This is a genomic window from Streptomyces tateyamensis (genome assembly GCF_003205575.1).
GTDB classification, from domain to species: domain Bacteria; phylum Actinomycetota; class Actinomycetes; order Streptomycetales; family Streptomycetaceae; genus Kitasatospora; species Kitasatospora tateyamensis.
The window spans coordinates 27,785-48,995 of sequence record NZ_PYBW01000016.1 but is presented as its reverse complement, the minus strand read 5'-3'; the positions used below and the strand labels follow the sequence as shown (position 1 = coordinate 48,995).

The window sequence follows — 21,211 nt, the reverse complement described above, 5'->3', positions numbered from 1 at the left end:
TCGATCGCACTTGATCGACCCTGCCGGTTCCCGGCATGATGCGCGTCTCAGGAAAGGGGGAGCGGCGCACGGCTGATCGTGCCGCGGCGCCGTGCCAGCACGCCATCGACACCACCGAGATACCGACCGCCGAGACCGCGCCGCCGCCCGGCCCCTCGGCCCCCGCCCTCGCCGCGCCCCCGTCACCGCCCGCCTCCCCGCCCCGCCCGCCGCTGCTCCCGCGCCTGCTCGTGCTGCTGCGGCGCGCCCTGCCGCTCCCTCGCCTCCTGCTGCTGCTGATCACCGCCGTGGCAGCAGCCGGCTACGCCTGGCAGCTCGACACCGAGGGCCTGGAGACCTACTACGCCGCCGGTGTCCGCAGCATGGCCGGCAGCTGGCACGCCTTCTTCTACGACGCCTTCGACCCGCAGGCCGCCACCACCCTCGACAAGCTGCCGGGCGCCTTCTGGGTCCAGGCGCTCTCGGTGCGGGCCTTCGGGTACTCGGTCTGGGCGATGGTCCTCCCCCAGGTCGTCGAGGGCACCCTCGCCGTCCTGGTGCTCTACCGCGCCGTCCGCCGGCTCGGCGGCGCCGCCCCGGCCCTGATCGCCGCGGCCGTGCTGGCCACCAGTCCGGTGACGCTGGCCTCCACCCGCGGCAACCTCTCCGAGCCGCTCTACCTGCTGCTCCTGCTGCTGGCCGCAGACGCGGTGCTGCGCCTGGTGCTCCTCGGCCGGCGCCGCTCCGGCTGGGCCGCGGCGGTCTGGATCGCCCTGGCCTTCCAGGCCAAGATGACCGAGGCCTGGTTCCTGCTGCCCGCCCTCGTGCTGACCCTGGTGGTCGCCGCCCCCAAGGGCCGCCGCCTGCGCGCCACCCTGCACGCGGCCCTGCTCACGGTCACGGCAGCGGCGCTCTCCCTCTCCTGGATGCTCTTCTTCGCCCTCACCCCGGCCGACCGGCGCCCGGTGGCGGACGGCAGCACGCACAACTCGGTCTTCGAGCAGGTCTTCCGCTACAACGGCGGCGCCCGCCTCGGCAACGGCTGGCACTTCGGCCTCCAGCCGCTGGCCGCACCGAACCCGGCGGCCCTGCGGCACGCCGACCTGTACGTGACGGACCCCAAGCTCGGCGGGTCCGTGCTGCCGACCAGCACCTTCTCGCACGCGGCCTGGGACCGGCTGCTCGCCGCACCGCTGGGCCCGGACGCGGGCTGGCTGCTGCCGCTGGCCCTCGCGGGTGCGGTGCTGCTCCTGGTGGTGCTGCCCCGCCGCCTGCCCGGTGCCCCGGCCCGGGGCGCGGCCGGGCCGTTGACCGCCGCGCACGCACAACTGCGCCGCTACCGACCGGCGGTGGTGCTCTGGACCACCTGGCTGCTCAGCTGCGCCGTCGCGTTCAGCCGGGTCGACGCCATGCACGACTACTACCTGGCCACCCTGGTTCCGGCCGTCGGCGCGCTCACCGGGCTCACCGTGACCACCCTGTGGCGGCACGCCCGGGGACTGCTGGCGGCGCTGCTGGCCGTGCAGGGACTCTGGAGCGCGAGTCTGCTCTACGCCCAACTCCCTTTCCTCCAGCTCCTCGTCGCGCTGAGCGGCGGCGCGGCCGCGGTGGCGCTGCTGCTGGACGGCCGGGTCCGCGGCGCGCTGTGGGTCCCGGTCCGGGCCCTCGCCTTCGCCCTCGTCCTCACCGTCCTGGTGGCCGGCCCGGTGACCGCGGGAATGTGGCTGCTGACCCGCTCCGGCGGCCCGTTCGACACGCCGTTCACCTCCTCCGGCACCTTCGCCAAGCCCACGCCCGCCGCCCGCAGCGCCCGGCTCGCGGTGACGGGGACCTACGGCGGCTCGATCATGCCCGAGTCCAGGCCGGCCGACTGGGCCAAGCTGCTGCAGTCGGGCACCGCCGCGGACCGGAGCGCGGCCGACCACGGCGACTTGCTGGTCTACCAGTCCGCCACCGCCAGCGAGTACATCATCAGCGGCCTCACCCACATCCAGGTGATCGGCGGCTTCAGCGGCAACCTCCCCACCCCGACCGCCGACGAGGTGGTCCGCCTGATCGAGTCCGGCCGGATCTCCACCGCCCTGGTCCCGGGCCCCGACACCGAGTCCGGCAACGACCCCCGCGTGCTGGCCGTCAAGTACCACTGCTCCCCGATCAGCAACAACCCGACGGCGGACTACCTGTACTACCGCTGCTCCGGGAAGTGACGATGCGCCGGGCCGGTGCTCAACCGGGAGGCAGCAGGTCGCTCTCGCTGACGGTGTACGTCAGCAGGGGGTAGCTGAAGTCCGTCTCGGTGTTCTCCCGGCGCCGCAACTGGTAGAACTCACGCCGCTGCTCCTCGTCGGCCGACCCGAGGCGCGCCCCCTGCGGGAGGTAGGGATGTCCGTCGCGGAACCGGACCAGGGTCTTCGAGGTCCGGAAGGTCACCCCCAGCCACGGGTTGTCCGGCGCTCGGCCGGGCGCGTCCAGGACGATCCTGTGCCTGAGCCGCCGGTTCGCGGCGACCGAGAACGCGACCACGCTGTGGTGGGCGAGGGGGAGCTCGAACCCCTCGCCACCGGGCTCCTTGGCTTCGAAGACCAGTTTCCGCTGCGGGGGCGCCCCGGGGTTCCGGTAGCAGGAGAAGAGGGCGACGAACGACCCGTCGGCCAGGTCGAGCGCCTGGTCCGAGTGGGCGCCCATGGTCCGGTAGGCGTTCGTGTAGCTCTCGACGAGAGCGTTGTTGAAGCCGACCGGCAGCGCCGCACCTTCCTGCACCTGGCGCGCCAGCCGTTCGTGCACCGCCCCGAAGCGCTGCGCCGGGTTGCCGTACCGCGTGGTGGTACGGACGAGCGGCACCCCGCCCGCCTCGTCGACCCGGGTGAGCACGGCGCCCTGCCGTCCCTTGCCCAGGCCCTCCCACCGCACCGACGCGGACAACTCGGCGAAGCGGTCCGCCTCGGCCGGCAGGGCGTACGAGAGGATCTCGTCCGCGGTCCTAGGGTCGAGGGGCACGGTAGTCTCCCGTGTTCATGCTGAAGCGGAACCCGTCGCCGTAGTCGACGAAGGACGAGGTCCGGTTCTCCTCGGCATACCGCAGGCGCAGCTCGTCCATGCCCTCCGGCGTGGGCGGCTCCAGCGCCACCAGCCCGCCGGCCCCCTTGAGGAAGGTGCGGCCGTCCTTGTGCACGGCCTCGGCACTCGAACAGCGCACCACGTATCCCAGGCGGGTCGGGAGCAGTTCGGCGTCCAGCGCCGAGGGCCGGATCTCGTGGGAGTACAGGCGGTTGGTGGACAGCGGCATGAAGAACACCGACCCGGGATAAAGCGTCACGGTGAACTGCGCGGGGAGCCCGTCCTCGTGGAGCCCTCCGGTCGACTCCTTGCGGCGGAAGTGGAGTCTGGTCAGCCCGCTGACGCCCTTCACCCCGTGGTCGAACGCGTCCTCGGCCAGCGGCTGCAGCCCGTCGAGCCCGTCGTAGAAGGTGCAGAAGGCCATGATGCCGTTGACGGGCATGTCCTTGGTCTTGTCGGCATGGGCCGAGATTTTCGCCTTGGACTGCTTGCGCTCGGGCGTGGCAAGGGTGTTGTGGTAGATCTGCGCCAGGACGTGGTTCAGCGGCGCCTGGTTGCGGAAGACGGCGGCGGCCTCGCGGTTCAGCGCCTCGACGATGCCGGTGTCGGTCGGGCCGAAGCCCTCGGTCGGCCCGGAGAGGTTGGTGGAGCAGCGCAGCAGCCGGAAGTGCAGTTCGTCGCCGTCCCGTTCGACGGGCGTCAGGTAGATCCCGCTGCGATGCGCCGCGCCGGGCTTGGTCGACTCCGTCAGCGACTGGAACTCGTGCTCCGCGCGGATCCGCCCGAAGTGGTCGGCGTCGAGACCGAAGAACCGGCGGTAGTACACCCCGACACCGTGCACGCGCAGCGGAACCCGCCCGAGCTCGACCAGGGGCCACGGCCCCGCGTACCCGCCCGCCGACTCGCGGACCACGAACACCCGCTCGGCCGCCGCCAGCCGGCTCCCGTCCACCCCGCTGACGTCCCCGCACAGGTACACATCCCGCCCCGCAAGGTCGACCGCCCCGGCCGCGACCTGCTCCGGCGTCATGGTCACCCCGAAGAACTCCCTGACCAGCTGGTCGTCCCCCATCGCCACCGGCGCCACCAGCACGTGGCCCGCCTCCGCCAGCCGGGCCTCGGTCAGCTCTGTCGGGTGCATCAGTCGGTACCTGCCGTCCGAAGCTCTTGGTGGATCGATCGGATCTGATGATGCACCAGAGCACCGATCGACTGCGACCGGCCGGCACCTGTCCGCACGCAAAGTTGGTAGACAGCATCTACGTAGATTGAATCTACCTAGCTGGGTCCCGCAGCACGGTCTCGTCGTTGGTCGGTCGGAAGACGGAGCCGGCCCTGCTGGCCGAGCGGCTGTCGAGGGTCGCCCCTGCGACCGGTGCCCCACCGAGGGCCGCCGCCGGAGCCGATCGGTAGCAGTCGGCGGAAAACCGTTGGCCACGCACCCCACCCGGCCCGCAAGATGGTCCACATGTCCCAGTACGCCATCGCCCAGTTCCCCGCAGTCGCGGGCGCGATGGCTGCTGCTCCGGCACTGGCAGACGCAGCCGCTTCCGCCGCGTTCGACGGCGCACGAAGCTGACCTTCCCCGGGACCGTCCGACCCGGGACCTCGTCCGGGGAAGGTGGCCCGCCCCTGAGGTCCTGTCAGAGAGCTGACGAATCCCGGAGAAGAGAACCATGGCCAAGCAGGCCTTCGTGCGCACCAAGCCGCACCTGAACATCGGCACCATGGGTCACGTCGACCACGGCAAGACCACCCTCACCGCCGCCATCACCAAGGTCCTCGCCGACCGGGGCACCGGCACCTTCGTCCCGTTCGACCGGATCGACCGGGCCCCGGAGGAGAGTGCCCGCGGCATCACCATCAACATCTCGCACGTCGAGTACGAGACCGCCACCCGGCACTACGCGCACGTCGACATGCCCGGGCACGCCGACTTCGTGAAGAACATGATCACCGGCGCCGCCCAGCTGGACGGCGCGATCCTGGTGGTGTCGGCGCAGGACGGCGTGATGCCGCAGACCGCCGAGCACGTGCTGCTGGCTCGTCAGGTCGGCGTCGAGCACGTGGTGGTGGCGCTCAACAAGGCGGACGGGGCCGACTCCGAGCTGCTGGAGCTGATCGAGCTGGAGGTGCGCGAGCTGCTCGCCGCGCACGGCTACGACGGCGCCGAGCTGCCGGTGGTGCCGGTCTCCGGGCTCCGCGCGCTGGAGGGCGACCCGGTCTGGACCGACGCCCTGCTGCGCCTGCTCGACAGCGTCGACGCGTACGTGCCGACCCCGGTGCGCTACACGGACGCGCCGTTCCTGCTGCCGGTGGAGAACGTGCTCACCATCACCGGCCGCGGCACCGTCGTGACCGGCGCGGTGGAGCGCGGGCGGGTCCGACTCGGCGACAAGGTGGCCGTGCTCGGTTACGGCGGGCAGCTGGAGTCGGTGGTCACCGGGGTGGAGACCTTCGGGCGCACCATGGAGTCCGCCGAGGCGGGCGACAACGTCGCGCTGCTGCTGCGCGGCGTGCAGCGCGGCCAGGTGCGGCGCGGCCAGGTGGTCGCGGCGCCGGGCAGCACCGAGGTGCACACCTCGTTCACCGCCCGCCTGCACCTGCTGGACACCGCCCAGGGCGGCCGCCGCACCGGCATCACCGGCGGCTACCGCCCGCAGTTCTACCTGCGCACCGGTGACGTGGTCGGCAACGTCGACCTGCCCGCGGGCACCGACCTGGTACTCCCGGGTGAGACGGTGACGGCCACTGTGACGCTGGGTCAGGCGGTCCCGCTGGAGCCGGGCCTGACCTTCGCCGTCCGCGAGGGCGGCCGCACGGTCGCGGCCGGCGCGGTGCGCGAGGTGCTGAGCTAGACCCGAGGTGGCGGCTGGTCCCTGACCAGCCGCCACCTCGCCAGGAGCCTACGAGCCTTCCTGCCGGACCAGACACACCGGCGAGCTCGTTCACGGTCGGCGGCTGTCAGCCGGCCTGAGTGACAGCGAACCCGAGAAAGGCAACCCAGTCGGCGTCGTCGAAGCTGAGTACCGGCCCTGTCCGGTCTTTGGAGTCCCTTACACGGATGGCTCCGGCCGAGAGGGCGACCTCCACGCACTGACCGCCTTCTTCGCTGCTGTAACTGCTCTTCACCCACACCAGCCGAGACATCTCTTCCAACTGCTCGACCCTCATAGCTCTCCCAGCAACCTCTCGACAAAGCCCATGGACTCCTGGGGCGTCAGCGCCTGGGCTCGGAGGATCCCGTATTTGACCTCCAGCCCACGAACCAGGTGCCGCTCCGCGTGCACGTGGCTCACATTCTGCACCTCGACGTAGGCGACCCTGCGCCCGTCCTTCGTCTCGATCAAGGTGAACGGCCCGGCGAGGCCCGCATTCTGGGGCCGACTGAGCGGCATGACCTGGATCTCGACGGTCCGCCGCTGGCCGACAAGGAGGAGCTCCTCCAGCTGGCCTCGAAGCACTTGAGGCCCACCGATAGGTCTGCGAAGCACCGACTCGTCAATGACGAAGCTAGCGAGGGGCGCAGGCCTCCTGTCGAAGAGGCTCTGTCGTGCAAGGCGCGCGGCTACCCGCTGGTCGATGACGTCGTCATCGAGTGGAGGCCTCATCATCGTGAAGACCGCTCGCGCGTACTCCTCCGTCTGCAACAGGCCGTTCATCACCAGCGCGTCATACGCGTGCAGCTCGACCGACTCCGCCTCCAACTTCGCCGCATCCCGGAAGAACGCCGGGTACCGGGCCCGCTGCACCTCCCCCTTCATCGCCTTCAGCACGCCGCCCGCATCCAGTACCTCGTCGGCCTTGTCGATGAACTCGGGCTTGGGGATCCGCCGGCCGAGCTCCACCGAGGCGATCTGATCCTCGCCGTACCCGAGCAGCGCGCCCAGCTCCGCGCGGGACAGTTTCCGCCGCTCCCGCAGCAGCTTCAGCTGCAACCCGAAGCTCCGCAGGAAGCCCGCACCGTCGTCCTGGTCCGCCACGCCCGCACCTCCGGCCACCCGCCCACGCCCACATCCAAGGCGTACCGGAAACCATACGGAGAGCCACGTTCCCATGGGGTCTGAACTGCGAATCTCCAGCCGCACGGGCCCATGTACAACGCCCGCGTGTACAACCAGGCTGACGTCATGTCAGGCCGCCGCGCCTCGCAGCAGACTTCGCGCCTTCGCCGCACCCCGCCGGTTGCGCTCCACCGCGCCCGGATCCGGCAGCACCCTCGGCGGAGCACCTCCCGTGCACCGGCGGCAGAGCGCACTCCCGCCCGGCACCGGATCCGCGCACCGCTCGCACTCCCCGACACCCCGGGGCGCACCAGCAGCACCAGCAGCACCAGCAGCACCAGCAGCCTCGGGCATCTTCCGCTCCAGCCGCGAGCGCAGCAGCCCTGCCGGGAACAGGACCGGGCTCGGCAGCCCGCCGAACAGCGCCTCCCGCAGGCGCCCGACGTCCGAGTCTCGCGAGAGCCAGTCCGCGACCAGCGGTGCGAGGCCGAAGATCTCGGGCACGCCGAGGTGCATCCGTCCGTCCCGGGTGGCCAGGCGCCCCAGCAGCCGTGCGGCATCGGCCCGGCGCGCCTCGTCCGACGGACTCGCCGTGTCGGGGAGGGAGGTCTTCACCTCCGTCTTCTCCCCCTTGGGGGAAGTGCCGACGGCCCGACTGCCCCCTTCACCGAGTGCCGGGTTTCGGACCGCAGCGTCCCAAGCGGCCGCGATCTCCTGAGGCTCCGTCAGCGGCTCGCTGCTCACCAGTACCCGGGTGGTCCAGGTGCCCTTCGTCGGGTGCTGACTCCGCCGCACGTGGAGGTATCCCTCCTCGATCAGCTGACTGCGCGCCCGCGACACGGCGGTGCGCCCCTCCGGCATCCGCCTGCCGATGGTGAGGATGGTGTCCCGGCTGCCGGGCGGCAACGACAGCGCCCAGAGCAGCAGCGTCTTCGCGGTGGCCCGCAGACGCGGGTGGCGGACAATCTCGTGTGGCGCCCGTACGAAGCGTTCGGGCGCGCTAAAGTGAACGTGCATGAGGAGCTCTGACTCCAAGTGCCGTGCCCCGGGGTGTTGACGCACCGCCGGGGTCAGTTCTTGATTTGTAGTCGCACGGTAGCACGCCGTGAGCGGTCTTCGTCGCGGAGTGTGCGAACTTCCGCGTACACTGCCGCCAACTCCCCGTACAGCACCGCTCCGTACGCGCGTCGTCCCTGGTCAGAGCCCCGCGATGCCCGGCACGCTGCTCGGCATGGACTCCCTGCACACTCCCGCCCTGATCGAGGCCGCCAGGTTCGCGATGCGCTTCAGCTCCACCCCGCGCGGTGCCCGCCTCGCCCGCCGACTCGTCTCGCACCGGCTCGACGAGTGGGGCTATTCCTACGACTCCCGCGCCAACGAGACCATGACCCTGGTCTGCGCCGAGCTGGCCGCCAACGCCGTTCGCCACGGCCACGTACCGGGGCGGGACTTCGAGGTCCGGTTGACCCGGTCCGCCACCGCCCTGCGGGTCGAGGTCTCCGACACCCGCACCGAGCGGGCGCCCCGGCAGGCTCCTCCGACCGCTCCCTCCGATGACGCCGAGTCAGGCCGAGGCCTGCTGATCGTCGCCCGCCTGGCCGCCCGCTGGGGGATGTCCCCGCGCCCGGCCGCGCCCGGGAAGACGATCTGGGCCGAACTCGACCTCTCGGAAGCCCACACGCAGCCGGCTCCCGGGTGACCTTCTGGGTCACCTTCCCCCGGCTGCCTCACCCCGTCGGGCACAGCAGCGCCGCGCGCAGGTCAAGGCGGTCTTCCAGGCGGACCAGGCTGCGGCCGGTCAGTTCCTCGATCCGCTTGATCCGGTAGTGCACCGTGTTCACGTGGATGTGCAGCGCCTCCGCGGTGCGCGACCAGGAGGCGTCGTGGCGCAGGAAGGAGTCCAGGGTGCCCAGCAGCGAGACCGGGTTGGTCCGGTCGTGCTCGGCCAGCGGGGCCAGCAGGCTGCTCCGGTAGGCCGCCTTGACCTCGGTCGGGATGCCGCGCAACAGGGCCTGCAGCGAGGTCAGTTCGCCGCTGCTGCCGACCTCGCCCGGGCCGGCCGAGGCGAGCGCGTAACCGGCCTCCACCAGCGCGCCGCGCAGCGTCGCGCCGTCCGGGCCGGCGGTCGGCCCGACGCCGCCGCGCAGCTCCTGACGGTCCGTCAACACGGCGGCCAGCCCGGGCCAGGCGGCCCGCAGGGCGCCCTCCACCGCGGCCGGCTCGCCGGCCACCAGGGCCACCGCCCCGCCCTGCCCGTCCGGCGCCGCCGCGAACGGCACGCCGAGCACGTGCAGCCCCTCGGCCAGCGCGGCTGCCGCCCACGACTCAGGGGCGCCCTCGATCCGCGCCAGCACCGGGGTCACCGGCCGGCCCGGCAGCCCGCAGGCAGCCAGCGCCTCCGCCAGCCCGGGACCGCCGCCGCGAGCCAGCGACTCCAGCACCCGCACCGCGCTCTGGCGCTGCGCGGTGGCGGTGGCCCGGGCCCGGGTGGCCAGCGGGCCGAGCAGTTCGGCCAGGCCGTGCAGCACCGTGGTGGCGGCGGGCGCGGCCTGGGCGACCGGGCGCAGCCGCCAGCCGTCGAACGGCGAGGTGCCGGCCGGCCCGACCGCGATCGGCGGCCCCTCGGGCACCGGGCAGTCCGGCGCGGAGGAGGCCAGCACCCGCCCGCCGGCCGTCTCCAGCCGGCAGTGCGGCAGCCCCAGGTGCGCCACCGCGTGGGCCAGGATCGCCGCCGCCGGTGCGTGGGAGTGCAGCATCCCGAGCAGCTCGCGGCGCACCGTGGCCGGCACCGCCGCCAGGTTCTCCGAGCGTTCCCGCAGCTCGCCCCAGAGCCGCAGGTAGACCCGGTCGGTGACGGCCCGGAAGCTGGTGCCCGCCGGCACCGAGAGCAGCGCGATGGAGTGCGCCCGGCACGCCGCCACCAGCTCCTCGGGCACCGTGCCGTGGGTGCCCTCCCCGGCGAGCAGCGCGGACACCTCGGCGCTGCGCAGCGCGTTGGCGAACCGCAGCGCGGCCGAGGCGTCCTCGCCGTGCCACCAGACCAGCCCGGTCAGCACCAGCTCGCCGGCCTGCAGGTAGCGCGCGGGGTCCTGCAGGTCGGTGGAGGTGACGCCGGTGACCTCGCGCTCCAGCAGCTCCCGGGTCGCCCAGGCCACCTCGATGTCCAGGCCGTCCAGCTCCAGCAGTTCCCCGACGATCATCCTGTTGCTCCACTCCTGCCTATCGCACCAGCAAGGGCTACCGGCTTTTAGGCATAGTAGATGCAACCCAAAGCCCTGGATCGCCCTCTTGTTCGATGGTCCAGCCGACGGCCCGGCGGCTGGTGCGGGAGACCAGTGGTCCGCACCATTGCGGCGCTGCTTGAATCGTCCCCACGGGCCGGCCCGGTCCTCAAGCGGGCCGGCCCGGTCCTCAAGCGGGCCGGCCCTTTCCCCGCTCCCGCTCCGCGAGCGCCTGCCAGACCTTGTCGCGCAGGAACGGCGCCTCGGTGAAGCGGATCCCGGTGGCGTCCCGCAGCGCGTTGGCGAAGGCCGGCGGCACCGGGTTGAACGGGCTCTCGCTCATCGACTTCGCCCCCAGCGGCCCGATCGCGTCCGAGGTCTCGCTGAAGTGCACCTCGGTACGCGGCACGTCGGCATAGGCCGGCAGCCGGTAGCGGCGGAACGCGGCGGTGCTGACCTGGCCCTGCTCGTCGAGCAGCACCTGCTCGAACAGGGTGGCGCCCAGCGCCTGGGCCACGCCGCCCTCCACCTGGCCCCGGCACTGCAGCGGGTTCATCACCTTGCCGGCGTCGGCGCCGTGCACGCTGCGCAGGATCCGCATCTCGCCGGTGTCGGGATCGACGGCGATCCGGAACCAGTGGGAGTTGAAGGCCACCGAGCGCGGGGAGCCGCCGAAGTGGCCGTCCGCGCTCAGCACGACGCCCTGCCTGCGGGCCGCCTCGTGGACCTCCTTGAGGGTCACCCGCCGACCGTCGCACTCGACCGCCTCGGCGGTCAGCCGCAGCAGGCTGCGCGGGGTGCGGGCGTACTCGGCGGTGAAGGAGAGGATCTGCTCGGCCAGCGCGTTGGCGGCCTTCATCACCGCCTTGCCCGCCACCACGGTGCCGGCCGAGCCGAAGGCGCCGGTGTCGTGCTTGACCAGGTCGGTGTCCGACTGCCGGATCGTGATCCGGTCCACCGTGGTGCCCAGCGCCCCGGCGGTGATCTGCTTGTGCACCGTGGTGGTGCCGTTGCCGAACTCGGCGGTGCCCACCGCGACGTCGTAGCTGCCGTCGTCCAGCAGCTTGACCGTGGCGTCGGCGATGTGTCCGCCGGGCGGCCCGCAGGCGATCGCCGACATGGCGAACCCCTGCCCCACCAGCCAGCCCTCGGGGGCCAGTTCGGCGCTGGTGTCGTCGGCCAGCGCGGTGCGGACCACCTGCAGGCACTGGTCCAGGCCGTAGGAGGCGATGTGCAGGTCCTCCTCCTCGCCGAGCGGACCGGCCATCTGCTCGCCGGGGCCGATGACGTTCTTCTCCCGGAGCACCAGCGGGTCCAGGCCGAGCCGGCGGGCGAGTTCGTCGATGGCCGACTCCAGGGCGAAGGTGACCTGGCCGAGCCCGTAGCCGCGGAACGCGCCCGCGGGCACGCCGTTGGTGTAGACCGAGTAGGCGTCGACCTTCTTGTGCGGGGCGCGGTAGATGCCCATCGACTCGCCGACGCTGTGGAACATCACCGCCGGGCCGTGGTTGCCGTACGCACCGGTGTTGGCGACGACGCGGAACTGAACGGCCGTCAGCGTGCCGTCCCGCTTGGCGCCGAGCTTCACGGTGATCCGGAACGGGTGGCGGGTGGTGGCGCCGTAGAACTGCTCGGCCCGGGTGAACTCGAGTTTCACCGGCCGGTGCAGCTTCGTCGCCGCCAGCACCGCGATGTCCTCGGTGAGCATCTCCTGCTTGCCGCCGAACCCGCCGCCGACCCGCCCCGCGACCACCCGGATCTGCTCCAGCGGCAGGTCGAACAGGTCGCACAGGGCTCGCCGGGTCAGGAACGGCACCTGGGTGGAGGAGCGCACCACCAGCCGCTCCTGACCGGGCTCCCCGTCCGACTCGGCCTGCTCGAAGTAGGCCAGGCAGCCGTGCGTCTCCAGACTGGCGTGCTGCACCCACTGGGTCTGGAAGGTCTCCTCGTAGACCAGGTCGGCCTCGGCGAAGCCCAGTTCGACGTTGCCCAGCTCGCCGTGCGCCTCGCCGCAGACGTTCTGCTCCGGCCGGGCGATCCTGGACTGCGGCCCCTTGGGGTGGAGCACCGGGGCGCCCGGCAGCATGGCGAGCTCCGGGTCGAGGACGAACGGCAGCACCTCGTAGTCGACCGCGATCCGCCGGCGGCCCTCCTCGGCCGCCGCTTCGCTCTCGGCGACCACGGCGGCGACCCGCTGTCCGACGAAGCGGACCACGTCGTCCAGCACCCGGGTGTCGTCCGGGTCCTCGGTCGGGTGCTCGTGCCGGGCGGAGGAGTACAGCTTGTCGGGGGCGTCGTGATGGGTGAGCACCGCGACCACCCCGGGCACCCGCAGCGCCGCCGAGGTGTCGATCGAGCGGATCCGGGCGTGCGGGTGCGGGGAGCGCAGCAGCTTCAGGTGCAGCAGCCCCTCGACCTCGACGTCGAAGGTGTAGCGGGCGGTCCCGGTGACCACCTGCGGTCCGGCCGGCGCCCCGAGGCTGCGGCCCACCGCCTGCCCGGCGCACGGCTCCTCGGTGTGCCGCACCCCGCGGATCGCGTCCTCGATCGCCCGGTAGCCGGTGCAGCGGCACAGGTTGCCCTTCAACGCCCTTGGTAGATCGGCTAGTTGCTCCTCGTTCAGGGCGCTGGCGGTCATCAGGAAGCCGGGCGTGCAGAACCCGCACTGGAAGCCCTGCGCCTCCAGGAAGCGCTGCTGCACCGGGTGGAGTTCACCGTCCTTGGCCAGCCCCTCCACCGTGGTGACCGAGCGCCCGGCCGCCCGCACCGCCGGGTAGAGGCAACTGTGCACCGGCTCACCGTCCACCTGCACGGTGCAGGCCCCGCAGTCGCCCGCGTCGCACCCCTTCTTCACCCCGAACCAGCCGCGATCGCGCAGGTAGGTCCGCAGACACTGGCCCGGTCTCGGCTCCTCGGCGAACTGCTCGCCGTTGAGCGTCAGCTGATAGTTCATCAGTTCTGCTCCTCGATCAGCTCGCGGCGGATCTGTTCGGCGAAGTGGTACGTCAGGTGGCGCCGCCAGGCCGGCGAGCCGTGGATGTCGTCGAAGTAGTCGGCGGGCGCGATCGCCTCGTCCAGCGCCTCGCGCACCGCGGCCGCGTTGGGCGCCACCGGGAAGCGCAGCCGGATCGGGCGCACGGTGGCGGCGGTCACGGTGAGGGTCAGCTCGCCGTCCACCGGGTCCACCGCGCCGATCAGCAGCGCGCCCGAGCGGCCCAGGCCGTACAGCGAGGCCTGCCGGAACGCGGTGCGGGCGGCCAGCGCCCGGGCCGGCAACTGCACCGAGCGGAGCAACTCCCCCGGCCGCAGCACCTTGCGGCCCGCGCCGGTGACGAACCGGTCCACCGGGACGGTGCGTTCACCGCCGTCCTGGCCGAGCAGCCGGCACCGGCCGTCCAGCGCGGCGGTCAGCGAGATCATCGGCCCGGCGGGCAGCGCGTTGCACAGGTTGCCGCCGACGGTGGCCATGTTCCAGATCTTCCAGGAGGCCAGGAAGGCCCGGCAGCACTGCTCGACCAGCGGGGCGGCCCGCCACCGGGCCGACCGGCCCCACCGCGACAGCTGGGCGACGGTACAGGTGGCCGCGATCTCCAAGCCGGCGGCGGCGTCCTCGTGCAGCGGCTGCCAGCCCATCCGGCTCAGGTCCAGCAGCCGCCGGATGCCCGGTTGCGGCTCGGAGAAGAGGTAGGTCCCGCCGCCGAGCCAGGCGTCGCCGGCCTGCCAGCTGTCCCGCCGGCGCGCGTCGCGCACCTCCACCACCGTGTTGAGATCCACGCTCCACCTACCGCCTCGACAGCCCGACACGGTGATTCAAGCAACGCCTGACCAGGGCGAACGAGTGGTGGCGCACACCGGGCGGGCCCGGTCCGGCTGGAGGATCGACCAGCCGGACCGGGCCTGGCCGTCAGGTGATGGTGACCACCCGGGGCCGGGCCAGCCGCCGGTAGTCGGCCGCCCGGATCGCCACCGAGCGGTCCAGCCGGGCGGCGTTGAAGAACAGCTCCGGCTCCTCGAACAACGCCGGATCCGCCAGTACCGCCAGCTCCGGATGGAACGAGAACGGGGTGATCGTCCCGCTCACCGTCGCACCCAGCCGCTCGGCATCGGCCTGGTCGGCGAACCTCGCCTTGCGCCCACCGCACTCACGGGCCACACCGGCCAGGTCCACCCGGCGGTCACCGGGCACCACCGCCAACACGTGACACGGCGTCAGGCCGGGGCGCTGCACCGCCACCACCATGCACTTCGCGGCGGCCGACAACCGGTGCCCGCGCAGCTCACTCGCCCGGCTGGTCTGGCCTTCCGGCGGATGGTCCAGCAGCCGGTAGGGCACCTGGCCCTGGTCGAACAGGTCGAGCAACCGCCGGTAGGTCGACGGCGCCACTGCCACCGGCCCCTCCGGCTCCTCCGGCTCCTCCGGCTCCTGTGGACGGTCGAGCACGGCGGCCGCGGCCGGCGGCCCCTGCGGGTGGTCGCGCACGGCTCCTCCTCGTTGGTTGACGCGGGGTTCGTGCGGCGGGGGGCGGGAGTGGGTACTCCGATGGCCCGGCCCGCCGCACTCGGGCACGGCGGGCCGGGCCGCCCGGTCCGGACGGCCGCTGGTCGACGCCGCTGCTTCGCCCTTGCGCTCGACGCGATCCGCGCGGAGTCCACCGGGCCCGCCGTCCCCGTGGTGATCACCTTCGGGCAGCCGACGCGGTGGCACGGTACGGACGGCCACTGGGAATCGACTGGGAAGCCCGGCCTGGAACCGGATCATGGCACCCGCCTGAGAATCACCTCGTCGGTGGAGCTGCCGATGGCCGGGCACCCGCCGACCCGGTACCCGAGGAGCGCGGTCGGGCCCGCACGTGCATCCGCTCGCCCTGCCGGCCGAACAGGCTCAGCACCTCCACCGGGCGCCCGTCCGCCCCGCTGAACCAGTGCGGCACCCGGGTGTCGAACTCCGCCACCTCACCGGGCCCGAGCAGCAGGTCGTGCTCGGCCAGCACCAGCCGCAGCCGCCCCTGCAGCACGTACAGCCACTCGTACCCCTCGTGGGAACGCGGCTCGGGCTGCTCGCCCCGGTCGGGGATCACCAGCTTGTACGCCTGCAGCGGGCCGGCCTCCCGGGTCAGCGGAACGTAGGTCCCGCCGTTGGCCAGCTTGCGCGGCTTGAGCCGCACCCGGGGGTCGTCCACCTCGGGCGCCCCGACCAGTTCGTCCAGCGCCACCCGGTACAGCCCGGCCAGCGGGAGCAGCAGTTCCAGGGTCGGCCGGCGCTGTCCCGACTCCAGCCGGGACAGCGTGCTCTTCGAGACGCCGGTGGCCTCCGCCACCGCGCCGAGGGTCAGCCCGCGCACCTCCCGTAGCCGGCGCAGCCGCGGTGCCACCTCGTCCAGTACAGCCCGGTACTCCATCCCGCCATTGCAGCGCGCCGTCCCCCGATCGGCAAACCCTGTTGCCGGCACCGCAACGGGAGAAACGCCACGGGCGGCGGTGGGCACCCGGCCCACCGCCGCCCGTGGGCGGATCACTCCGGATCTGTCCGGATCACTCCCGGGCTCAGACCGCCGCGCGCGGGAAGGTCGGGTACTCCACACCGGAGATGTGCTGGACCACCCGGATCACCTGGCACGAGTAGCCGAACTCGTTGTCATACCACAGGTAGAGGATCGCGTTGTCGCCCTCGACCTTGGTCGCCCCGGCGTCCACGATCGAGGCGTGGCGCGAGCCGATGAAGTCGCTGGAGACGGCGTCCGGCGAGTCGATGAAGTCGATCTGGCGACGCAGCGGCGAGGTCAGCGAGACGTTGCGCAGGTACTCCAGCACCTCCTCGCGGTCGGCCTCGGTGGCGAGCTGCAGGTTGAGGATCGCGATCGACACGTCCGGCACCGGCACCCGGATCGAGCTGCCGGTGATCTTCGCGTTCAGGTCCGGCAGCGCCTTGGCGACGGCCGAGGCGGCCCCGGTCTCGGTGATCACCATGTTCAGCGGTGCCGAGCGGCCGCGGCGGTCGGCCTTGTGGTAGTTGTCCAGCAGGTTCTGGTCGTTGGTGAACGAGTGGACGGTCTCCACGTGGCCGCGCAGCACGCCGTACTTGTCCGCCATCGCCTTCAGCGGCGGGACGATCGCGTTGGTGGTGCAGGACGCGCAGGAGATGATCTGCTCGTCCGGCTTGACGGTGTCGTGGTTGACGCCGTGCACGATGTTCGGCACGTCGCCCTTGCCCGGGGCGGTCAGCACGACCTTGGCGATGCCCGGCTGCAGGTGCTTGGACAGACCCGCACGGTCCCGCCAGCGGCCGGTGTTGTCGATCAGGATGGCGTCCTTGATCCCGTACTCCGTGTAGTCGACAGTGGTCGGGTCGTCGGAGTAGATCACCTTGATCTCGGTGCCGTTGGCGACGATGGTGTTGTTGGCCTCGTCGACCGTGATGGTGCCCTGGAACTGGCCGTGGATCGAGTCGCGGCGCAGCAGCGAGGCGCGCTTGACCAGGTCCTCGCCGCCGCTGTTGCGGACCACGACGGCGCGCAGGCGCAGGCCGTTGCCCGAGCCGGCCTTCTCGATCAGCAGGCGGGCGACCAGGCGGCCGATCCGGCCGAAGCCGTACAGCACCACGTCGCGGCCCTCGGACCGCTCCACCTTGTTGGGGCCGGTGGCGCCGGAGACCGCCTCGGCGGTGAACTCGGCGACCGACAGGCCGCGCGAGTCGGCCTTGTAGGTCTCGGCCAGCATCGCGATGTCGATCTGCGAGGGGCCGAGGTCCAGCTCGGTCAGCGCCGCCAGGAAGGGCATGGTCTCGGTGACCGAGAGCTCCTCGCCGGCGATCTGGCGGGCGAAGCGGTGGGTCTTGAGGATGCTGACCACCGACTTGTTCACCAGCGAGCGGCTGTGAACGAGGACGGTCACGTCCTGCTCGCGGTGCAGCTTGCCGATGAGCGGGATCATCGACTCCGCGATCTCCTCGCGGTGCTTCCAGTTCGTGAACACGTCGTCGTTGACAGTCACAGCTCTATCTTTCGAGGTAGGTGAGGGTGCCCTCATGCTAGCGGCGCCGCTCTGCGCCCCGGTCGCCGCGCCCACCCACGACCACCCGCCGGACCTGCGCAGCGTTGGCGAACCAGGTCCGGCGGGGTGGAAAACCGGGCCAAAGCGGCTCAGTTGGCCGGGCCCCGGACGGCTGCCGTGAGAATCGTCACGGCGGCCGCCGGTCGGGAGTCCGGGGCGCCGGCCTGGGAGTCGGGGGCGGCGGTGCGGGCCGGGGCGGTGCCGATCATCAGCACGGTGAGCACCACCAGCGCGGTGACCCCGGCCAGCTCCAGCAGCACCGCGCGCCGGACGGCCGCACCGGCCTCGACCCGGTTGTCCACCCGCCCGCTCACCCGCCCGCGCAGCAGACCCGCCGCCGCCAGCACCACCGCCAGCACGGCGAGCTTGGCCAGCAGCAGCCGGCCGTACGGGGTGCCGGTCAGCGCGGCCGTGCTGCCCACCTCGCGCAGCGCCTGCCAGGCTCCCGTGACCGCCAGCACCGCCACCGAGGCAGTGGCCAGCCCGGAGAACCGCCGGGCCACCGCGGGCAGTCCGGCACCGCCGCCGCGGACCGCGAGCAGCGCCAGGGTGGCGACCCCGCCGGCCCAGAGCGCCATCGCCGCCACGTGCAGCGTGGTGGCCAGCAGTGCCAGCGGGACCAGCGGGCCGGCCGCCGCGTGGCTGGTCTCGGCCCAGGTCAGGGCGAACAGCAGGGTCAGGGCCGCCGCGGCCGCCCTGGTCGCGGGTCCCGGACGGCGCAGCAGCGGTCCGCCGGCGGTCGCGGCCAGCGCGAGCAGCAGGATCCGGGCCACCAGCACGTGGCCCTGATGGCCCGCGAGGGTGGCGGCCAGCAGCGAACGGTCCGTCAGGTGGGCGAGCGACTCGCCCTGGGTCGCGGGACCGTAGGCGAAGAGCTGCAGCACGGTGCCGACCAGCAGCACCGCCCAGCCGGGGGCGAGCGCCCCCGGTGCCTCGGCGTCCGGCGGCAGGCACCACAGGCGCACGGCCGCCGACCCGACCATGACGGCCAGTCCGGCGAAGCCCAGCCAGACCGCCAGGTCCAGCAACGCCTGGGTGGTCCGGTCACCCCCGCCGGGCGCGCCCAGGGCCGCGTTTCGGCTCGGCGCGCCGACCGAGAAGGCCACCGCGCCGGCGGTGGTGTGCCCGTCGTCGGCCGCGGTGACCCGCCACTCGACGACGAAGGTCCCCTGCTGCCGGCCGGCGTCCAGCCCCACCAGCAGCGCGTCGCCCTGCGCCACGGGCGGCCCCCCGGTGTCCGCCCGGCGCCCCTCGGGCCCGATCACCCGCACCGTGCCGAGGCCGGGCGCCAGCGCCTCGGAGAAGACCAGCCGCACCTGCGGGGGCGCGCCCGCCAGCACCGCGCCGTCCGCGGGCGAGGCCCTGACCAGCACGGCGTGCGCCGCAGCCGGGCCGGCCGCCCCGAGCACCAGGGCGAGCACCGCCAACAGCAATCCGAGCAGCAGCCCGACCAGCCGGACCGCCCTGCCCAGCGACTGCGCCTTCCTCACCGTGCTCAATGGCAGTCACCCGCCGCCCGTCTGCGCTCCACCAGTTGGTCCACGCCCAGCCGGTAGTCCGCCAGCGCGCTCGCGTCCGGCACGAAGCGCCACTTGCCGTCCTGGTACGCCACCGTGTTGCTGCCGCTCTGCGCCCCGCGGTGCCAACCGACCCGCACCGTGGTGTCGTCCAGCTTGGTGCTGCTGTCCAGCACGTAGGCGGTACCGAGCTGCGGCTTGCACTCGGTGTTCAGCCGGACGAAGTCGGCTGCGCTGATCGCCTGTTGCGCACTGGCCGGCCACAGGCTCCAGGCCGGCGCCCAGCCTCCGCCGGCCAGCAGCCCGAACTCCTGGCTCGCCACCGCCTGCGCCTGCGCGGTCTGCGGCTGCGGCGCGACCGGCGGGGCCGACGGCCCGGCCGGCTTGCCCGCGCAGCCCGTCAGCGCCGCCGCCACGGCTGCCACCAGCACCGCCGACCGGCCCGCTCCCACTCCGCTACCCACCCTCAACTCCTCCTCCGGCCAGGGCCGGTCGGGCCCGGAGCGGCGAACCGCCCCGGGCCCGACCGGGCATCCCTGCGCCGACCGCCGTCAGTTGGTCAGCCGGTTGGTGCCGTAGTGCTGGACCAGTGCCTGGTTGGCCTTCAGGTCCAGGTCGGCGGTGAACTTCAACGAGTCACGCATCTGCGCCAGCGTGATCGCGGAGTTGGGCGCGCCGCCGAGGGAGTAGCTGAACGACTGTCCGGGGCCGACCTGACGCTGTGCCAGCGGCACGTCGTGGAAGTCGATCCGGGCGATGTAGTACGAGGTGCCGTCACCGCGCGGCACCTCCAGGTAGTCCTGCTGCGGGTGCCCGTACTGCACGGTGGCGGTGTACCCGTGGTTGTCCGAGCCGGACGGCGCCCGGAAGACCAGCACCGCGCAGTCGGTGGAGAGCACCTGGGAGGTGGTGTTGGTGAAGACGAACTGCCAGTTGCCGTAGTACTGGTTGCCGCTGAAGGTGACGTACTCCGACAGCCCCACGTTGCTGGCGAACTGGGTGGTCGCCGGCTCGCTGAGCACCGGGTTGGCGCCGCTGATCGGGTAGTTGACGCCGTTGGCGCAGCGCTCCAGAGGCTGGTTGTACTGCGAGGGCTGGCCGGCCGGCACCGCCTGGGTGAAGCCGGCGGGCCCGGCGCTGACCGCACTGGTGGTGTTCGGGTCGGCCGCGGCCGAGCCGCCGCCGGCGAAGGCGGCGACGCCGGCCAGCAGCAGCACGGTGGCCAGGCCCGCGCCCAGGCCGCGCTTGTTGGAGGGGACGTGCATGGTGGATCGGTCCTTTCGACGAGGAACGAACGATCGACCCACGGCGGGTGTCCACTCGCCGGCTCGGTGCAGTGGGGGAGCGCGGAGACGGCATGCCCGGGGAGGGCCCGCTGGGGGTTGCCTCGTACGGTTCCACCCGGGCGGGGACCCGTCAAGGGTCTAGACCATTAAGTACTGTCCCGGGAGGTCTATACCTCCCTTAAGGCAACTCCCCTTTCCAAGAGCACCGTTGGCACACTCGCCGGCCGGCGCCCATGGCGTCGCCAGTCGTGCCGCCCGCAGCTGTTGAGGGGCCGGGATAGCGTCGTGTCGACCCGTCAGAAACTGACTCAACTGACTCCGGCCCAGTCGGAAGGACCGCCATGAGCCTCAGCTTCCTGCTGACCTCACTCGTCATCGTCGCCACCCCCGGCACCGGCGCCCTCTACACCGTCGCCGCCGGCCTGGCCCGTGGCCACCGCGCGGCGCTGGTCGCCGCACTGGGCTGCACGCTGGGCATCGTGCCGCACCTGATCGCCGCCGTCACCGGCCTGGCCGCCCTGCTCAACGCGAGCGCCACCGCCTTCCAGACCCTCAAGTACGCCGGCGTCGCCTACCTGCTCTACACCGCCTGGGCCACCCTGCGGGACCGCAGCGCCCTGACCGTGCCCGAGGACGCCCCCGAGGTCCCCGCGCTCCGGGTGATCGCCAAGGGGATCGCGATCAACCTGCTCAACCCCAAGCTGACCCTCTTCTTCTTCGCCTTCCTCCCCCAGTTCGTGCACACCGACCCGGCCCACGCCTGGCTGCCGATGATCGAGCTCAGCGCCGTCTTCATGGCCCTGACCTTCGCGGTCTTCGCCCTGTACGGCCGGTTCGCCGCCACCTTCCGCACCCACATCGCCACCCGCCCCGCGGTGGCCACCACGCTGCGCCGCACCTTCGCCGGCGCCTTCGCCGCGCTGGCCGGCCTGCTGGCCTACGAGGCCTGAGCCCGCCCGACCCCGCCCGCCCCCGTCCGGCCCCGTCCGGCCCCGCCACTCGGGGTGCCGCTCTCCGCACCCTGCGTGGCGTTCGGCGGGCCGCCTTCGCGCTGGTCACGTCCGGCGGCCCGGGTTTCCCGCGCCACCGCAGTGACC

Annotated in this window: 18 protein-coding genes; 4 read left to right on the top strand and 14 right to left on the bottom strand. The window is 72.7% G+C overall.

Annotated features, from left to right (window positions below; translation table 11 throughout):
- Positions 1–38: 38 nt before the first annotated feature.
- Positions 39–2,186 (top strand): glycosyltransferase family 39 protein, encoded by a 2,148-nt coding sequence (locus C7C46_RS05175; protein WP_181442203.1) that lies wholly within the window; start codon positions 39–41, stop codon positions 2,184–2,186.
- Positions 2,187–2,205: 19 nt separating this feature from the next.
- On the opposite strand, the gene C7C46_RS05170 is transcribed toward C7C46_RS05175, so the two are convergent.
- Positions 2,206–2,976, bottom strand: a complete 771-nt coding sequence (locus tag C7C46_RS05170) for a hypothetical protein (RefSeq protein WP_110666169.1) — start codon at positions 2,974–2,976, stop codon at positions 2,206–2,208.
- Positions 2,960–4,177, bottom strand: a complete 1,218-nt coding sequence (locus tag C7C46_RS05165) for a hypothetical protein (RefSeq protein WP_110666167.1) — start codon at positions 4,175–4,177, stop codon at positions 2,960–2,962. The genes C7C46_RS05170 and C7C46_RS05165 overlap by 17 nt, the downstream gene beginning before the upstream one ends.
- A 535-nt stretch (positions 4,178–4,712) precedes the next feature.
- Between C7C46_RS05165 and tuf the strand changes: the two genes are divergently transcribed.
- Positions 4,713–5,894, top strand: a complete 1,182-nt coding sequence (gene tuf / locus C7C46_RS05160; RefSeq protein ID WP_110666165.1) for an elongation factor Tu — start codon at positions 4,713–4,715, stop codon at positions 5,892–5,894.
- Positions 5,895–6,000: 106 nt separating this feature from the next.
- On the opposite strand, the gene C7C46_RS05155 is transcribed toward tuf, so the two are convergent.
- The 3 genes from C7C46_RS05155 to C7C46_RS05145 form a co-directional block, all read right to left on the bottom strand.
- Positions 6,001–6,210, bottom strand: a complete 210-nt coding sequence (locus tag C7C46_RS05155) for a DUF397 domain-containing protein (RefSeq protein WP_245984185.1) — start codon at positions 6,208–6,210, stop codon at positions 6,001–6,003.
- Positions 6,207–7,019 carry a helix-turn-helix domain-containing protein gene (locus C7C46_RS05150; RefSeq protein WP_342775373.1) on the bottom strand — a complete coding sequence of 271 codons (813 nt, stop codon included), beginning with the start codon at positions 7,017–7,019 and terminating at the stop codon, positions 6,207–6,209. The genes C7C46_RS05155 and C7C46_RS05150 overlap by 4 nt, the downstream gene beginning before the upstream one ends.
- A 150-nt stretch (positions 7,020–7,169) precedes the next feature.
- Positions 7,170–8,075, bottom strand: a complete 906-nt coding sequence (locus C7C46_RS05145; protein WP_181442202.1) for a hypothetical protein — start codon at positions 8,073–8,075, stop codon at positions 7,170–7,172.
- Between the two features lie 196 nt (positions 8,076–8,271).
- Here C7C46_RS05145 and C7C46_RS05140 point away from each other — a divergent pair, with 196 nt between their 5' ends.
- A complete protein-coding gene (locus C7C46_RS05140; protein ID WP_245984182.1) occupies positions 8,272–8,739 on the top strand; it encodes an ATP-binding protein in 468 nt (155 codons plus the stop codon).
- A gap of 28 nt (positions 8,740–8,767) precedes the next feature.
- Here the strand turns inward: C7C46_RS05140 and C7C46_RS05135 are convergent, their stop codons facing one another.
- The 9 genes from C7C46_RS05135 to C7C46_RS05095 all read right to left on the bottom strand — a co-directional run bounded on the left by C7C46_RS05135 (position 8,768) and on the right by C7C46_RS05095 (position 20,093).
- Positions 8,768–10,240 (bottom strand): PucR family transcriptional regulator, encoded by a 1,473-nt coding sequence (locus C7C46_RS05135; RefSeq protein ID WP_110666161.1) that lies wholly within the window; start codon positions 10,238–10,240, stop codon positions 8,768–8,770.
- 211 nt (positions 10,241–10,451) lie between these two features.
- Positions 10,452–13,214: a molybdopterin-dependent oxidoreductase gene (locus C7C46_RS05130; protein WP_110666159.1), complete on the bottom strand. Its 2,763-nt coding sequence runs from the start codon at positions 13,212–13,214 to the stop codon at positions 10,452–10,454.
- A complete protein-coding gene (locus C7C46_RS05125; protein ID WP_110666157.1) occupies positions 13,214–14,035 on the bottom strand; it encodes an FAD binding domain-containing protein in 822 nt (273 codons plus the stop codon). The genes C7C46_RS05130 and C7C46_RS05125 overlap by 1 nt, the downstream gene beginning before the upstream one ends.
- A gap of 130 nt (positions 14,036–14,165) precedes the next feature.
- Complete coding sequence (locus C7C46_RS05120) at positions 14,166–14,741, bottom strand: YbaK/EbsC family protein (RefSeq protein ID WP_245984180.1); 576 nt, start codon at positions 14,739–14,741, stop codon at positions 14,166–14,168.
- Between the two features lie 295 nt (positions 14,742–15,036).
- The gene (locus C7C46_RS05115) at positions 15,037–15,660 is read right to left on the bottom strand and encodes a helix-turn-helix domain-containing protein (protein WP_110666153.1); all 624 of its coding nucleotides are present in this window, start codon (positions 15,658–15,660) and stop codon (positions 15,037–15,039) included.
- Between the two features lie 145 nt (positions 15,661–15,805).
- On the bottom strand, positions 15,806–17,251 hold the full coding sequence (locus C7C46_RS05110) for a glyceraldehyde-3-phosphate dehydrogenase (protein ID WP_110666151.1): 1,446 nt from the start codon (positions 17,249–17,251) through the stop codon (positions 15,806–15,808).
- Between the two features lie 149 nt (positions 17,252–17,400).
- Complete coding sequence (locus C7C46_RS05105) at positions 17,401–18,801, bottom strand: copper resistance CopC/CopD family protein (RefSeq protein ID WP_245984191.1); 1,401 nt, start codon at positions 18,799–18,801, stop codon at positions 17,401–17,403.
- 5 nt (positions 18,802–18,806) lie between these two features.
- Positions 18,807–19,292, bottom strand: coding sequence for a hypothetical protein (locus tag C7C46_RS05100; RefSeq protein ID WP_146258990.1), 486 nt, complete (start codon positions 19,290–19,292; stop codon positions 18,807–18,809).
- Positions 19,293–19,379: 87 nt separating this feature from the next.
- Entirely contained in the window at positions 19,380–20,093 is a 714-nt protein-coding gene (locus tag C7C46_RS05095) for a hypothetical protein (RefSeq protein WP_110666145.1), read from the bottom strand.
- 362 nt (positions 20,094–20,455) lie between these two features.
- Here C7C46_RS05095 and C7C46_RS05090 point away from each other — a divergent pair, with 362 nt between their 5' ends.
- A complete protein-coding gene (locus C7C46_RS05090; protein WP_110666143.1) occupies positions 20,456–21,064 on the top strand; it encodes a LysE family translocator in 609 nt (202 codons plus the stop codon).
- Positions 21,065–21,211 lie beyond the last annotated feature (147 nt).